This is a genomic window from Streptomyces sp. NPDC001231 (genome assembly GCF_042896885.1).
Lineage (GTDB): Bacteria > Actinomycetota > Actinomycetes > Streptomycetales > Streptomycetaceae > Streptomyces.
Genome location: NZ_JBIAXS010000013.1, coordinates 71,564 through 85,969, shown reverse-complemented (window position 1 = coordinate 85,969; position 14,406 = coordinate 71,564). Strand labels below are relative to the sequence as shown.

At 73.6% G+C, this 14,406-nt stretch carries 12 protein-coding genes; 3 read left to right on the top strand and 9 right to left on the bottom strand.

Going from position 1 to position 14,406, the window contains the following annotated elements; translation table 11 throughout:
• Window positions 1–162 precede the first annotated feature (162 nt).
• Complete coding sequence (locus tag ACFY3J_RS17780) at window positions 163–1,167, top strand: lytic polysaccharide monooxygenase (protein WP_390841208.1); 1,005 nt, start codon at window positions 163–165, stop codon at window positions 1,165–1,167.
• On the opposite strand, the gene mgtA is transcribed toward ACFY3J_RS17780, so the two are convergent.
• Both mgtA and ACFY3J_RS17770 read right to left on the bottom strand, forming a co-directional pair.
• A complete protein-coding gene (gene mgtA / locus ACFY3J_RS17775) occupies window positions 1,124–3,835 on the bottom strand; it encodes a magnesium-translocating P-type ATPase (protein ID WP_384177031.1) in 2,712 nt (903 codons plus the stop codon). The genes ACFY3J_RS17780 and mgtA overlap by 44 nt on opposite strands.
• A complete protein-coding gene (locus tag ACFY3J_RS17770; protein ID WP_225075702.1) occupies window positions 3,825–4,181 on the bottom strand; it encodes a metalloregulator ArsR/SmtB family transcription factor in 357 nt (118 codons plus the stop codon). Before ACFY3J_RS17770 ends, mgtA begins: the two co-directional genes overlap by 11 nt.
• Before the next feature lie 189 nt (window positions 4,182–4,370).
• Between ACFY3J_RS17770 and ACFY3J_RS17765 the strand changes: the two genes are divergently transcribed.
• Entirely contained in the window at window positions 4,371–4,826 is a 456-nt protein-coding gene (locus tag ACFY3J_RS17765; protein ID WP_141357183.1) for a tellurite resistance TerB family protein, read from the top strand.
• Between the two features lie 111 nt (window positions 4,827–4,937).
• Here ACFY3J_RS17765 and ACFY3J_RS17760 read toward each other — a convergent pair whose 3' ends face one another.
• The 5 genes from ACFY3J_RS17760 to ACFY3J_RS17740 all read right to left on the bottom strand — a co-directional run bounded on the left by ACFY3J_RS17760 (window position 4,938) and on the right by ACFY3J_RS17740 (window position 9,424).
• Window positions 4,938–5,897, bottom strand: a complete 960-nt coding sequence (locus ACFY3J_RS17760; RefSeq protein ID WP_384177034.1) for an ABC transporter substrate-binding protein — start codon at window positions 5,895–5,897, stop codon at window positions 4,938–4,940.
• Between the two features lie 220 nt (window positions 5,898–6,117).
• Entirely contained in the window at window positions 6,118–6,786 is a 669-nt protein-coding gene (locus ACFY3J_RS17755) for an ABC transporter permease (protein WP_225075705.1), read from the bottom strand.
• Window positions 6,783–7,499, bottom strand: coding sequence for an ABC transporter permease (locus ACFY3J_RS17750; protein WP_384177036.1), 717 nt, complete (start codon window positions 7,497–7,499; stop codon window positions 6,783–6,785). Before ACFY3J_RS17750 ends, ACFY3J_RS17755 begins: the two co-directional genes overlap by 4 nt.
• A complete protein-coding gene (locus ACFY3J_RS17745) occupies window positions 7,496–8,692 on the bottom strand; it encodes an ABC transporter ATP-binding protein (protein WP_384177038.1) in 1,197 nt (398 codons plus the stop codon). The genes ACFY3J_RS17750 and ACFY3J_RS17745 overlap by 4 nt, the downstream gene beginning before the upstream one ends.
• A gap of 366 nt (window positions 8,693–9,058) precedes the next feature.
• The gene (locus tag ACFY3J_RS17740; protein WP_141357191.1) at window positions 9,059–9,424 is read right to left on the bottom strand and encodes a DUF6479 family protein; all 366 of its coding nucleotides are present in this window, start codon (window positions 9,422–9,424) and stop codon (window positions 9,059–9,061) included.
• A gap of 180 nt (window positions 9,425–9,604) precedes the next feature.
• Here ACFY3J_RS17740 and ACFY3J_RS17735 point away from each other — a divergent pair, with 180 nt between their 5' ends.
• Window positions 9,605–12,331, top strand: a complete 2,727-nt coding sequence (locus ACFY3J_RS17735; RefSeq protein ID WP_390841207.1) for a SpoIIE family protein phosphatase — start codon at window positions 9,605–9,607, stop codon at window positions 12,329–12,331.
• 228 nt (window positions 12,332–12,559) lie between these two features.
• Here the strand turns inward: ACFY3J_RS17735 and msrB are convergent, their stop codons facing one another.
• Window positions 12,560–12,967, bottom strand: a complete 408-nt coding sequence (msrB, locus tag ACFY3J_RS17730) for a peptide-methionine (R)-S-oxide reductase MsrB (protein WP_141357193.1) — start codon at window positions 12,965–12,967, stop codon at window positions 12,560–12,562.
• 14 nt (window positions 12,968–12,981) lie between these two features.
• On the bottom strand, window positions 12,982–14,370 hold the full coding sequence (gene murC, locus ACFY3J_RS17725; RefSeq protein WP_384177043.1) for a UDP-N-acetylmuramate--L-alanine ligase: 1,389 nt from the start codon (window positions 14,368–14,370) through the stop codon (window positions 12,982–12,984).
• Window positions 14,371–14,406: the final 36 nt, after the last annotated feature.

Sequence of the window (14,406 nt, the reverse complement as noted above, 5' to 3'; positions counted from 1 at the left end):
GCACGCCGCCGGTGAAAGCAGACGGGACGCGCTGTATCGGCGCCCGCCGCCCGTCCACACTCATGTGCCGCCACTCGTGGGTCGGTTGAACGCTTCGCGCCCGCGGCCCGTACTGGACCGCGCAGCAGCCCGTTTCCCCGCCGGCCCAGGAGACGTCTCCCGATGACCCGGACGACCGCGCCCCTCAGGCGCACCGCAGCCGCCGCGGCGGTGCCGGCCCTGCTCACGTTGTGGGCGGCCGGGCCCGCACAAGCGCACGGCGCCCCGACCGACCCGGTCAGCCGGGTGTTCGCCTGCTCGCCGGACGGGGGCGGCCTGGCCGGTTCGGCCGCCTGCCGGGCGGCCGTCGCCGCGAACGGCGCCCCCTTCACCGCGTGGGACAACCTGCGGGTGGCGAACGTGGGCGGCCGGGACCGCCAGGTCGTCCCCGACGGAAAGCTGTGCAGCGGAGGACTGCCCGCGTACAAGGGTCTCGACCTGGCCCGCGACGACTGGCCGTCGACCCGTCTGGTGCCGGGCGCGGGGCTCACGATGTCGTACGCCTCGACGATCCCGCACGAGGGCACGTTCAAGCTCTATCTGACCAGGCAGGGCTACGACCCGGCGAAGCCGCTGACGTGGTCGGACCTGCCCGCCGAGCCCTTCGCCGAGGTCAAGGACCCACCGCTGACGGGCGGCGCGTACCGCATCGGGGCGACGCTGCCCGCCGACCGGACGGGCCGTCATGTGCTGTTCACCATCTGGCAGAACAGCAGCACGCCGGACACCTACTACTCGTGCTCGGACGTGGTGTTCGCGAAGGCGGCGAAGGCGACCAAGGGGACCGGCGGCACGAACGGGACCGGCGGCACGAACGGTTCGGCCGGATCGGCCGAACCGGGTGACTCCGCCCGCTCGGGCGGGAGCCCGGCCGCCGGTACGCCGAAACCGGGCACTCAGGTCCCGAGTCCGAGCCCCTCGCACGGGCCGCACACGACCGCTTCGGCGCGGCAGACTCCGGACTCCGCCGCCGCTCAGGCGCGTTCGGGCGCTCCCGACAGCAGCCCGGTGGCGTCCGCGACCGACGCCGGCCAGGGTCCTTCCGCACCACTGCTGGCGGGCGGCGCCGCCGCGGTGCTGGTGCTCACCGGGGGCGCCGCCCTCGCCCTGCGGCTGCGCGGCCGCTGAACACGCTTGTGCCGGTCGGCGGCCGGCACTCGCCTCGGCTCCGGCCGGCTTGCGGACCGGGAGCCGCGGCGGCGTACCCGGGCGCGACGGCTTCCGGAGCTCGCCGCTCGTACCACCGGACCGCCGCCGCGAGGGCGAATCCGTACGGTGCCAGGACGGCGGCGAGCAGAAGGTAGTAGGGCAGCGGAAGCCCCGTCATGCCCAGCCGCGGGCCCAGCGGACTGACCGGGAGCAGCAGCCCGACGAGGGCGAGGACGGCCGCGGCCCGGCCGACGGGTCCGGGCAGCCGCCGCCGGCCGCCCTCGTCCCGGCCGGTGCGCAGGAGCACCATCACCAGCGCCTGGGTCAGCAGGTTCTCGGTGAACCAGGCCGAGTGGAAGACGGCCTCGTCGTTCAGCGCGTCGGGTCCCCACAGAACGAAAGCGAGGACGGCGAAGGTCGCGAAGTCCGCGACCGCGTTGAGCGTGCCGAACCCGGTGATGAACCGCAGGAAGGCACGTGGCCGCAGCGCGGTAGGGCGGCGCAGCGCCGCCCTTCCCGGTCGGTCGTGGGCGAAGGACGACTGTGCCGCGTCGAAGCAGAGGTTCTGGACGAGCACCTGCACCGGGAGCATCGGCAGGAAGGGCAGCAGCAGGCCCGCGACGAGCATCGCCATGACGTTGCCGAGGTTGGAGGAGAGGGTGACGCGCAGATAGGAGGCGATGTTGCCGCTGGCCCGCCGGCCGGCCGCCACGGCGTGGCCGATCGCGGTGAGGTCCTTGTCGGCGAGCACCACGTCGGCGCTCTCCCGGGCGATGTCGCAGGCCACCCGCGGTGCGACGCCGACGTCGGCGGCCCGCAGCGCGGGCACGTCGTTGGCGCCGTCGCCGAGGAAGCCGACGGTGTGTCCCGCGGCCCGCAGCGCGGCCACGACCCGGGCCTTGTCGTCCGGGGTGCAGCGGGCGAAGACGGTGGAACGGGCGGCGGCCGCCGCGAGGGCCCCGTCCCCGGCGGGCCCGGAGCCCACCGTGTGCACCTCCCCCACCTCGAGCCCCAGGTCACGGCAGACGCGCGCCGCCGTGCCGGGGTGGTCGCCGGTGAGGATCTTCACGGTGACACCGGCCTCGGCGAGCCCACGCAGGGCCTCGGCCGCGGTCGGCGCGAGCGCGTCACGGAAGGCGATCAGACCCCGGAAGGTGAGGCCGCGCTCGTCGGCGGGGGTGTAGTCGCCGGTACGGGCGGCGCGTTCGGCCGTGGCGAGGGCCAGCAGCCGCAGCCCGGCGTCCGCCTCGCGCGCGGCGAGCTCCCGCAGCCGCTCGCGCTCGGCGGGCTCCAGCGCGCAGCGCTCCAGTACGTCCTCCACGGCGCCCCGGACGACGAGGACGTGCCTGCCGAACCGGCCCCGCACCACGGCGGTGGCCAGGCGCCGTACCGGGTCGAAGGGGACGGCCGCGACCCCGTCGTGCTCCTCGCCGACCGCTCCGGCGGCCTCCAGGAGTGCCTCGTCGAGCGCGTCCGGCGCGGGAAGTTCGGCGAGCTGGAGGGTCCACCAGGCGCCGACCGCGGCCCAGCGCAGCACCTCCGGGTCGTCGCGGCCGTCCGCGTCGAGGGCCCGTTCGACGACGGGCCGGTCCTGGGTGAGGGTGCCGGTCTTGTCGACGCAGAGCACGTCGACGGCGCCCAGGTCGTGCAGTGCGGGCAGCCGCTTGACGATGACGCCGTGCGCCCCCGCGAGCTGCCGGGTGCCGCGGGCCAGGCACAGGGTGACGATCACCGGCAGCATCTCGGGTGTGAGCCCGACGGCCACCGCCACGGCGAAGGGCAGCGTCTCCAGGCCGCGCCCGCGCAGCGCCGCGTTCGCCATCAGCACCAGCGGCGGCGTCAGCAGCATGAACCGGATGAGCACCCAGGAGATGCCCTGTACGGAGCGGTCGAAGGCGCTGGGGTCCGTCCGGTCCCCGCGCCCGCGGCCCGCGGTGCCGTGGGCGGCGGCGAACCGCGTGCGCGCGCCCGTGTGCACCACCACGGCGGTGGCCGTGCCGGTGGCGACGCTGCTGCCCTGGAAGCACAGGTGCGCCTGTCCGAGCGGGCCGCGTTCCCCGAGCCCCGGCTCCTCCACGGCCGCCTTGGCGACCGGGGCGGACTCGCCGGTCAGCGCGGCCTGATGCACGGTCAGCCCTCGGGCGCGCAGGAGTCGTACGTCGGCCGGTACGCGGTCGCCGGGGCCGAGCCGGAGCACGTCGCCCGGCACCAGTTCGGTGACCGGGACCTCCCGGGCGCGCGGCCGTTCCCCGCCGGCCGTCCGCCGCAGCACGGTGGCGGTGCCGGCGACCAGTTCGCGCAGGGCGGCCATGGACCGGTCGGCCCGGTGCTCGCCGGTCGCGCGCAGCACGCAGCTGACCACGACCAGGCTGAGGATCACCGCGGCGGTCCCCCAGGAGGCGACGAGCGTGGAGACCAGGCCCAGGCAGAGCAGTACGGCCGTGAACGGGTCCCGCAGGGAGCGCACCCACAGCAGGGGCCAGGACGGGGTGCGCACCTCGGGGACCGTGTTCTCGCCGACCGCCGCCAGCCGTGTCTCCGCCTCGGCGTCGGTCAGCCCGCGCGGACCGCTGTCGAGCCGCCGCAGTACCTGGAGGGGTGTTCCGTCGGGCGCGGCCGGGCGGGCCGCCGCGAGGTCAGAGGCCACGGAGGCGGCGCGCCGGGGCGTCGGCGGCGGCGCCCCGGTCGGTGAGCCGGGCGACCGTGAGCCGCACGACGTCGACCACGTCGGGGTCGTCGACGAAGTAGACCTGTCGCCGGCCCTCGCGGCGGGAGCGGACGAGCCCGGCGAGCTTCAGCTTGGTCAGGTGCTGGCTGACGGCGGGCAGCGCGCCGCCGACCCGCTCGGCGAGCCCGGTGACGTCGCTCTCGCCCTGGGCCAGTGCCCACACGATGTGCAGCCGGGCGGGCGAGGCGAGCAGCCCGAAGGCCGCGGCCGCCTCCGCGAGCACGTCGGCGGGCGGATCCTCGAAGCCACTGCCGGCTGCCGCCACGGTCGTCTTCCTCCTGTTCGCGCACGCCCGCACGCCTGGTACGAGCCGCACCAGTCTAGGCGGCCCGGTACGAACGGGACCCGCCGGAACTCGTCCACCGGAACTTATCCGTCGCTCCGATAGTTTCTACGTTGCTGTAGATGCAGCACGGAACGTGTTAGGCCACCCGACACCACACTTGGAGAGCACATGGCCCTGTGGGACCGCATCAAGGACTCCGCGACGCAGATGCAGACCCAGCTCGTGGCGAAGAAGAACGACCTGAAGAGCGGTGCCTTCCGGGACGCGAGCATGGCGATGTGCGCCCTCGTGGCCGCCGCCGACGGCACCGTCGACCCTTCGGAGCGTCAGCGTGTCGCGCAACTGATCGCCACCAACGAGGTGCTGCAGAACTTCCCCGCGGACGATCTGCGCCGCCGCTTCGAGGAGAACCTGAACAGGCTGACCGCGGACTTCGACTTCGGCAAGGTCAGCGTGTTGCAGGAGATCGCCAAGGCGAAGAAGAAGCCCGCCGAGGCCCGTGCCGTCGTCCAGATCGGCATCGTCATCGGCGGCGCGGACGGCGACTTCGACAAGACCGAGCAGGCCATGGTGCGCGAGGCCTGCTTCGCCCTGGGACTGCCGCCGCACGAGTTCGACCTCTGAGCCGGCGGGTCCCACGGCTCACGTCTCGCCGGGTGCCGGACGGTCGTTCGTCCGGGACCCGGCGAGGGAGCGGTGTCACGGCCCCGCGGGCCGTGTCCCCACCGCGGTCGATCAGTCGAGGCCCGCTGACTTCAGCCAGGCCTTGGCCACGTCGAGCGGGTCCTTGTTCTGCGACTGCACCTGGGTGTCCAGGTCCAGCAGGGTGGCCGTGTCCAGCTTGGCGGAGACCGCGTTGAGCGCGTCGACGCCCTTCTGGTCCAGGCCGGACTTGTACACCAGCGGCTGGACGTTCTCGAAGCCGAAGAGGTTCTTCGGGTCCTGAAGGACGACGAACTTCTCCTTGGCGATGGTCGGATCCGTGGTGAACACGTCGGCGACCTGCACGGTGTTCTTCTTCAGCGCCGCCTGGGTCAGCGGGCCGCCCGCGTCCAGCGCCTTGAAGGACTTGAACTCCAGCCCGTACTCGGACTTCAGGCCCTTGAGGCCCTGGTGCCGGGCCTGGAACTCCGGCGAGCCGCCGATGACCAGGTCCTTGGCGGCGTCCTTGAGGTCCGCGATGGAGGACTTCTCGGTGAGGCCGTACTTCTTCGCCGTCGCGGCGTTGACGGTGACGGAGTCCTTGTCCTCCGCGGGCGCCGGTTCGAGCAGCGTCAGCCCGGAGTCCAGCTTGGCGCCGATGGCGGCCGTCGTCGCCTCGACCGTCTTCGGGGCGGCCTTGGAGTCGAGATACGCCAGCAGCGCCCCGTTGTACTCGGGCAGCACGGTGATCGAGCCGTTCTTGAGCAGACCGTAGGTGGTCTCGCGGCTGCCGATGTTGGGCTTGTACTCGACCTTGATGCCCCTGGCCTTCAGGGCCTCGCCGTAGATGTCGGCGATCAGGATGCTCTCGGCGAAGTTGTTGGAGCCGACGACGACCGTGCCGGCGCCCGCCCTGCCCTCCGCGAGCGGGTCCTTGCCGGAGGAGCCGCCGGACGAACACCCCGCGAGAAGCGCCGCGGTGGCGGCGAGTGCGACGGCGGCCGCCCCGAAGTGGCTCTTGCTGGACTTGGTGCTCTTCGTGTTGGAAGTCACAATTCCCGTTCCCGGCTGAGAGGTTGGTCGGGCGCATGGCAGCGGCGGCAGCACGCGGGGCGCGAGCACCGCCGTTTGATCCAATCCAGCGGCTTCTTCGTCAGTCAAGAGGCGCCGGGTCACCGATCGGCTTCGATGCGTGGCAGGTGGTGGGGACGGAGGGCGCCCGGGGAGGCCGAGGATCCGCCCCGGCCCCGGGGTGCCGCCTCGCCGTCCGCGGTCAGCCGCCACGGCGCACCCCGGGCGACACCGTCACCCGCGCGACCGCCCAGAACACCGCGAGCGTCGCCAGCGCCATCACGGCGACCAGCGCGGCCCCGCCCACGACCTTCTCGTAGTCGTGCTGGTAGAGGCCGTCGACGATGTACCGGCCGAGGCCGCCGAGGCTGACGTACGCGGCGATGGTGGCCGTGGAGACGATCTGGATGGCCGCCGAGCGAAGTCCGCTGAGGATCAGCGGGAGGGCGACGGGCAGTTCGACCTGGAACAGGACGCGCGACTCGGCCATGCCCATGCCCCGGGCCGCGTCCACCGGCGAGGGATCGACGGAGCGCATCGCCTCGTAGGTCGTGATCAGGATCGGCGGGACGGCGAGGACGACCAGCGGGATCATCACGGGGATCTTGCCGAAGCCGAGCAGGATCACCATCAGCACCAGCAGGCCGAAGCTGGGCAGCGCCCGCCCGGCGGTGGCGATCAGGGCGAGGGCGTTGCCGCCGCGCCCGTAGTGCCCGGTGAGCAGGCCGACCGGCAGGCCGATGACGGCGGCCAGGCCCAGGGCCATCAGGGAGTACTGGACGTGCTCCACGAGGCGCGTGGGGATGCCGTCGTAGCCCTTCCAGTGGGCGGCGTCGCTGAAGAAGGCGTTGATGAAGTGGAGTACGTTCACCGGGCGGCGTCCTCCAGTGCGGGCGTGGCCGGTTCGGGCCGGGCCTCGGCGTCCGTGGGGGTGCCGCGGCGGGTGCCGCGCGGCATCCAGGGGGTCAGCAGCAGGCGTACGAGGACCAGCACGGCGTCGACGACGACCGCCAGGGCCGCCGTGGTGAGGACGGAGTTCCAGGCGAGTTCGGGCCGGTTGTAGATCTGCGCGTCGTGGAGCAGATTGCCGAGGGCGCCCTGGTTGCCGATCAGCATCCCGACGCTGACGAGCGAGATGCTGGAGACGGCGGCCACCCGCAGCCCCGCGATGATGGCGGGCACCGCGATCGGCAACTGCACCTGGAGATACCGGCGTACGGGCCCCAGGCCCATGGCGGTGGCCGCGGCCAGTGTCTCCTGCGGCACCGAGCGGACGCCGTCGACGATCGCCGGGACGAGCACGACGAGGCTGTAGACGGCGAGCGGGATCATCACGGTGAGCTCGGTCTGGCCCGTGTAGTCGATGAGGACGACGAAGAACGCCAGCGACGGGATCGCGTACAGCACGGTCGTCAGGCCCAGCACGGGCGGGTACAGCCAGCGGAACCGCACGCACAGCTGGGCGAGGGGCAGGGCGGCGAGGAGACCGGCCAGCACCGGCAGCAGGGCCTCGCGCAGGTGCAGTCCGATCAGGCCGAACCAGCTGTGCTGAAGGTCGCTCGGAATGTCGAAGAATCGGTTCATCCGGCGACCCCGGCCTCGGCGCCGGCTTCTGCTCCGGCGTCGGCGCCGGCCTCCGCCGCGGCCCCCGCGCCGGCCTCCGCCCCGGCACGCCCCTCGGCGTGGGCGCTGCGGATCGCCTCGCCGATGGTCTGCTGCGAGACGACGCCGACCGCGCGGCCCGTGCCGTCCACGGCGACCGCCCAGCCGGTGGGCGAGAGCACGGCGCCGTCGAGGGCGGCGCGCAGCGAATCGGTGCCGTACTCGAAGGGCCGCCCGTGGGACAGGAGCCGTGCGGCGTCGAGGGGGCCGTCGCCAAGCGCGCCCGGCTCGCTCCAGCCGAGGGGTCTGCCGTCCGGGTCGGTGACGAGGAGGTAGGGCACGTCGGGGGTGGCGCGGGCGGCGAGCTGCTCGGCGGTGGAGTCGGCGGCGACGATCGGGGTCTTCGTCAACTCCAGTCCCCCGGAGGCGAAGAAGGACAGCCGGCGGATGCCGCGGTCGACACCGAGGAAGTCCTCCACGAAGTCGTCCGCGGGCGCGGAGAGCAGTTCGGCGGGCGGGGCGTACTGGGCCAGCCGGCCGCCGGTGCGCAGGACCGCGACCATCGTGCCGATTTTGACGGCCTCGTCAATGTCGTGCGTGACGAAGACGATGGTCTTGCCCAACTCTTCCTGGATCCGGAGCAGTTCGTCCTGGAGGCCCTTGCGCACCACCGGGTCCACGGCGGAGAACGGCTCGTCCATCAGCAGCACCGGCGGGTCGGCGGCGAGCGCCCGCGCCACGCCGACGCGTTGCTGCTGGCCGCCGGAGAGCTGGTACGGGTAGCGCTTGGCGAGCGAGGCGCCGAGGCCGACCCGCTCCATCAACTCGGCCGCCCGCGCCCGGGACTTCTGCTTGCCCCAGCCGAGCAGGCGGGGCACGGTCGCGATGTTGTCGACGATGGTGCGGTGCTGGAAGAGCCCCGCGTTCTGAATGACGTACCCCATCGACCGGCGCAGGGTGTTGACGGGCTGTTCCTGGATGTCGACGCCGTCGAGGAGGATGGTGCCCCCGGTCGGCTCCACCATCCGGTTGATCATGCGCAGAGTGGTGGTCTTGCCACATCCCGACGGTCCGACGAGGACGGTGATCGAGCGGTCCGGTATCTCGAGCGAGAGCCGGTCGACAGCCAGCGTGCCGTCCGGATACCGCTTGGTGACTGAATCTATCCGTATCAAAACGCCGAATACCCTTCGGGTCTGGCAGGAGCTGTCCGCTCTCCGCCAAGGTCGCGCGGGCCGTTGCGGGAATGGTCCGAGCGGCTTGTGACGTGCGACGACCGCACGCGACACCCCCGTCCCCCGTAACCGCACTGTGCGCAAGCTGTGAGCCCGGCGCGCGGGCCCGCCCGACCGGACGGTTCCCAGGCCCCGTGGCGCCTTTCGACACCGACGCCTACCCAGCATCGCGCCCGCGACACCGGTCGGCCCACGCGATCCGCGCCACGTCTCCCGCCCCGGCCCGCCCGGGCGCCCCGCCCCCGGCAAGGGGCGGGGGCGGGCCCGTGAGGGCCCGTCCCCTGGACGGGTGCGGCCGGGGCCGGGTCAGGTCCGGCCGGGGCCGCCACCGCCGAAGGATCCGCTGCTGCCCGGGTGCCAGCGCCGCCGGTGCTGGTCCTGGCTGCGGCGGGTTCCGGTGGCGTGCAGCTCGTAGGGCATGAGCCGCTCCCCGTCGTCCGGATGGAGCTCGTCCAGCTCCCGCATCTCCCTGATCTCGTGGACGGCGCCGGTGACCGGCAGGTGCGGCTGCTCCGCCTCGGTCGGCCGGTCCGGCTCGCGGCGCATCACACCGATACCCATGCCGACGGCCCACACCAAGGCGATCACGATGACGAGTCCACCGATGAATGCGCCGAAGGTGGCCCACACATTGGGTGCCACGGCCAGTACGGCGTAGGAGGCTATGTCCATGTCTTCCACCCGCCTCACCAAGGAAAGCGAAGAGTGCCGGCGGCGCCGATGACGCCACCTGTGTCCCATATTGTCCCACCGTGCGAGTGCCCCGCAAAGTGCCCGCGACTCCCAGGACGGCCGCCGCCCCGGTAGCCGCCGGTGACTTCGCCGTGGCCGCCGGTGCTGGAAAATGAACACATGGCCGGACTTCTGCGCAGGCGCTCGAGGCGGCGGCGCCCGGCGCCGGGCGTGCGCAGCTTCGCCGCGCAGGCGTTCGCCGTCCAGATGGTGATGCTGCTGGTGTTCATCATCGCCGCGGGCGCCGTCCTCGTGCTCGAGACCCGGAACAACAGCCTGGCGGACGCCCGGCACCGCACCCGCTCCGTGGCCGAGTCCTTCGCCAGTGCCCCCGGGACGGCGCAGGCCCTCGACAGCCGCGATCCGACGGCGATCCTCCAGCCGCGCGCCGAGGAGACCCGGAAGCGGACGGGCGTGGCCTTCGTCATCGTGTACCGGCCGGACGGGATCCGGCTCACGCACCCCGACCCCGCCCTGATCGGCAAGCACGTCATAGGCCCGTACAAGCAGGCGGCGGAGGGCAAGCCCTTCACGGAAGTCTTCACCGGGAGCCGCGGCCCCGCGGTCGACTCGGTCGTCCCCGTCTTCCGGCCGGACGGCTCGGTCGCGGGCGTCGTGAGCGTCGCGATCACGCTCGGGACGGTGAACACGACGGTCCAGCGCCAGCTGCCGGTCCTGCTCGCCGGCGTGGGGGGCGCGCTCGTCCTGGCCACGTGCGGATCGGCCTGGGCGAGCAGGCGGCTGCGGCGGCAGACCCATGGTCTGGGCCACGTCGAGCTGACGCGGATGTACGAGCACCACGACGCCGTCCTGCACTCCGTGCGGGAGGGCGTCCTCGTCCTCTCGGGCGAGGGCCGGCTGCTCCTGGCCAACGACGAGGCGCGGCGGCTGCTGGACCTGCCGGAGGACGCGGAGGGACGCCGGATCGCCGATCTCGGCCTCGAACCGCGGGTGGCCGAGTTGCTGTCCTCCGGGCGGGTGGCCAGCGACGAGGTGCTCCTCGCGGGAGACCGGCTGCTGATCGCCAACACCCGCCTCACGGACCGCGCCGGAGGCCCGGACGGCAGTGTGACGACGCTGCGGGACACCACGGAGCTGCGCGCCCTCTCGGGCCGGGTCGAGGAGGCTCGGGAGCGGCTGCGGCTGCTGTACGACGCCGGGGTGCGGGTCGGCACCACCCTGGACGTCGTACGGACCGCCGAGGAGCTGGCGCAGGTCGCCGTCCCCCGATTCGCCGACCTGGTCACCGTCGAACTGCTGGAGCCCGTCCTGCGCGGCGACGAGCCGGCGGACACGGCGGACATGCGCCGCACGGTCATCCTCGGCGACAGCCTGGACCCGCCCGTCTTCCCCGTCGGCGGGCGGATCACCTGGATGCCCGGCACCCCGATGGCGGCGGCGCTGGAGACCGGTCACGCGGTGCTGGAGGCCGATCTGGACGCCACCCACGACTGGCGCGTCCAGAGCCCGGAGACGGCCGGAAGGATCCTCGACCACGGGATCCGCTCGCTCATCGCGGTACCGATGCGGGCGCGGGGCGTTCTGCTGGGACTGGCCGACTTCTGGCGAACGGACCGGCGCAGCCCCTTCGACGACGACGACCTCTCCCTCGCCGAGGAGCTGGTCGCGCGGGCGGCCGTGTGCGTCGACAACGCACGCCGCTACACCCATGCGCGCGGCGTCGCCGTGAGCCTGCAACGCAGCCTGCTGCCCCGGGGGCAGCCCGAGCAGAACGCGCTGGAGGTGGCCCACCGCTATCTGCCCGCGCAGGCCGGCGGCGTGGGCGGGGACTGGTTCGACGTGATCCCGCTGCCGGGCGCGCGCGTGGCCCTCGTCGTCGGCGACGTCGTCGGACACGGTCTGCACGCCGCCGCCACCATGGGGCGTCTGCGCACCGCCGTGCTCAACTTCTCGGCCCTCGACCTGCCGCCCGACGAGATCCTGGTCCACCTCGACGAACTGGTCACCCGGATCGACCAGGACCGGGCGGCCGAGGCCGAGACCGACACGGTCACCGGGGCCACCTGCCTGTACGCGATCTACGACCCCGCCGGCGGACGCTGCACCGTGGCGACCGCGGGTAACCCCGGGCCCGCGCTGGTACGTCCCGACGGCGCGGTGATCTTCCCCGAGGTGCCCGCCTCCCCGCCCCTCGGCCTGGCTGCGGGCCTGCCCGTCGAGACCGCCGCGCTGGACCTGGCGGAGGGATCGCTCCTGGTCCTGTACACCGACGGGCTGGTCGAGGACCGGGACATCGGCACCGGCCTCGCCCTGCTGCGCGACACCCTGGCCGGCCGGCCGGACCGGAGCCCGGAGGAGACGTGCCGGGCGGTGATCGACACCGTGCTGCCACCGCGCCCCAGCGACGACGTGGCGCTGCTGGTGGCCCGCACCCGGCTGCTGGACCCGGCGGACGTCGTGGAGTGGGACGTGCCCCGCGACTCCGCGTCCGTCGCCCCGGTGCGCGCGGCCTGCGCCCGGCAGCTGGACGCGTGGGGACTGGACGAGGTGGGTTTTGAGACCGAGCTGATGCTCAGCGAACTGGTCACCAACGCGATCCGCTACGGCAGCGAGCCGATCCGCGTGCGGATGCTGCGCGACCGCGACCTCGTCTGCGAGGTCTCCGACGGCAGCAGCACCTCACCGCACCCGCGTCGGGCCGCCCTGACGGACGAGGGCGGACGCGGACTGTTCCTCGTCGCCCAGCTGGCTCGGCGGTGGGGGACCAGGTACACACCCCACGGCAAGGTCATCTGGACCGAACAGCCGCTGCACGGCGGGGCGGCGCGGCCCGGCGGGGATCTGGGCGACCTGCTGCTCGACCAGTGGGACGACGAGGCGTTGTGACGGGCGCGCCGCCCGTGCTCCCGGACGCGGGGGGGGGGGGGGGGGGGCGCCCGCGCCCCCCCCCCCCCCCCCCCCCCCCCCCCCCCCCCCCCCCCCCCCCCCCCCCGGGGGGGGGGGGGGGGGGGGGGGGGGGGGGGGGGGGGGGGGGGGGGGCCGCCCCCCGGGGGGCCCCCGGGGGGGGGGGGGGCCCCCCCCCGGCCCCCCCCCCCCCCCCCGCGCCCCACCGCCTCAGCCCTCGTCCGGGACCAGCCGCAGGGAGATCGAGTTGATGCAGTACCGCTGGTCGGTCGGGGTCGCGTACCCCTCGCCCTCGAAGACGTGCCCGAGGTGCGACCCGCAGCGCGCGCACCGCACCTCGGTGCGCAGCATCCCGTGGGAGCGGTCCTCCAGCAGCTCCACGGCGTCGGTGTCCTTCGGGTCGTAGAAGGACGGCCAGCCGCAGTGGGACTCGAACTTGGTGCCGGAGGTGAACAGTTCCGCGCCGCAGGCCCGGCAGGAGTAGACACCCTTGGTCCTGGTGTCCGTGTACTCACCGGTGAAGGCGGGCTCCGTGCCGGCCTTGCGCAGCACGGCGTACTCGGCCGGGCTCAGCTCGGCCTGCCACTGCTCGTCCGGCTTCTCGACGTCGTACGGCATGGGTCTCGCGCCCCTCACTTCGACAGACGGTCCAGGATGCGCGGTCCGAGGTCGGTGACGTCGCCCGCGCCCATGGTGAGAACGAGATCGCCGGCCTTCGCCATTCCCGCGACCGCGTCGGGCACCTCGGCCTTGTCGTGGACGGCCGTCACGTCGGCGTCCGCCGCCCGCGCGGCGGCGATGATCAGCTCGCTGGTGACACCGGGGACCGGGTCCTCACGGGCCGGGTAGATGTCGAGGACGACGGAGGCGTCCGCGAGGGCCAGCGCCTGGCCCATCTCCTTGCCCAGCTCCTGGGTGCGGGAGAACAGGTGCGGCTGGAAGACGACCAGGATCCGGCCGTCGCCCACGGCCGCGCGCATCGCCTCCAGGTCGGCGGTCATCTCGGTCGGGTGGTGGGCGTAGGAGTCGACGACCTGGACGCCGGCGGCCTCGCCCTTGAGCTGAAGGCGCCGCTTGACGCCGGTGTACGCGGCCAGCGCGGAGGCGAGCTCGGCGGCCGGGACGCCCAGGGCGGCGCCCGCGGCCAGCGCGGCGACGGCGTTGTGCGCGTAGTGGCGGCCGGGCACGGAGACGGCGAAGGTGAGCTCGGTGCCGTCCAGCAGGACGGTGACCTCGCTCCTGAGGCCCTGCGGCACGACCGACAGGATCCGTACGTCGGCGTCATCGGCCTCGCCGTACGTCACCGTCCGCACCGCACCGGACACGCGCCGGGTCAGTTCCCGCGCGCCCGGATGGTCGGCGGCGATCACCAGGGTGCCGCCGGGGACGATCCGGTCCACGAAGGTCTCGAAGGACTCGTAGATCTCGTCCATCGAGGCGTAGTTGGCGTGGTGGTCGAGCTCGACGTTGAGGACGATGGCGACCTCGGGCGCGTACTTGTGGAAGCTGCGGTCCGACTCGTCCGCCTCGGCGACGAAGATCTCGCCGTCGCCGTGCAGCGCGTTGGAGCCGGGGGCGTCCAGGTCGCCGCCGATGGCGTACGACGGCCGCAGGCCCAGCTCGCCGAGGGACACGGCCAGCATCGAGGTGGTCGTCGTCTTGCCGTGGGTGCCGGCGACCGCGATCGGGCGCAGGCCCTCCATCAGGGCGGCCAGCGCGTCGGAGCGGTGGACGACCGGGATGCCCAGCTCGGCCGCGCGGGCCAGCTCCGGGTTGTCCTCGCGGATCGCCGAGGAGACGACGACGCAGCTGGCGTCGTCGGCGAGGTGCCCGGCCGCGTGCCCGATGTGCACGGTGGCGCCCAGCGCGCGCAGTGCCTGCGCGGTCGCCGACTCCTTGGCGTCGCTGCCCGCGACCTTGGCCCCGCGCTGGGCGAGGATCTTCGCGATGCCCGACATCCCGGCGCCGCCGATGCCGATGAAGTGCGGTCGGTCCATGGCGGTAGGAAGGCCGGGTGCCATGCGCTTTTCTCCCCAGGTGGTGCGGCTGTGGTACGA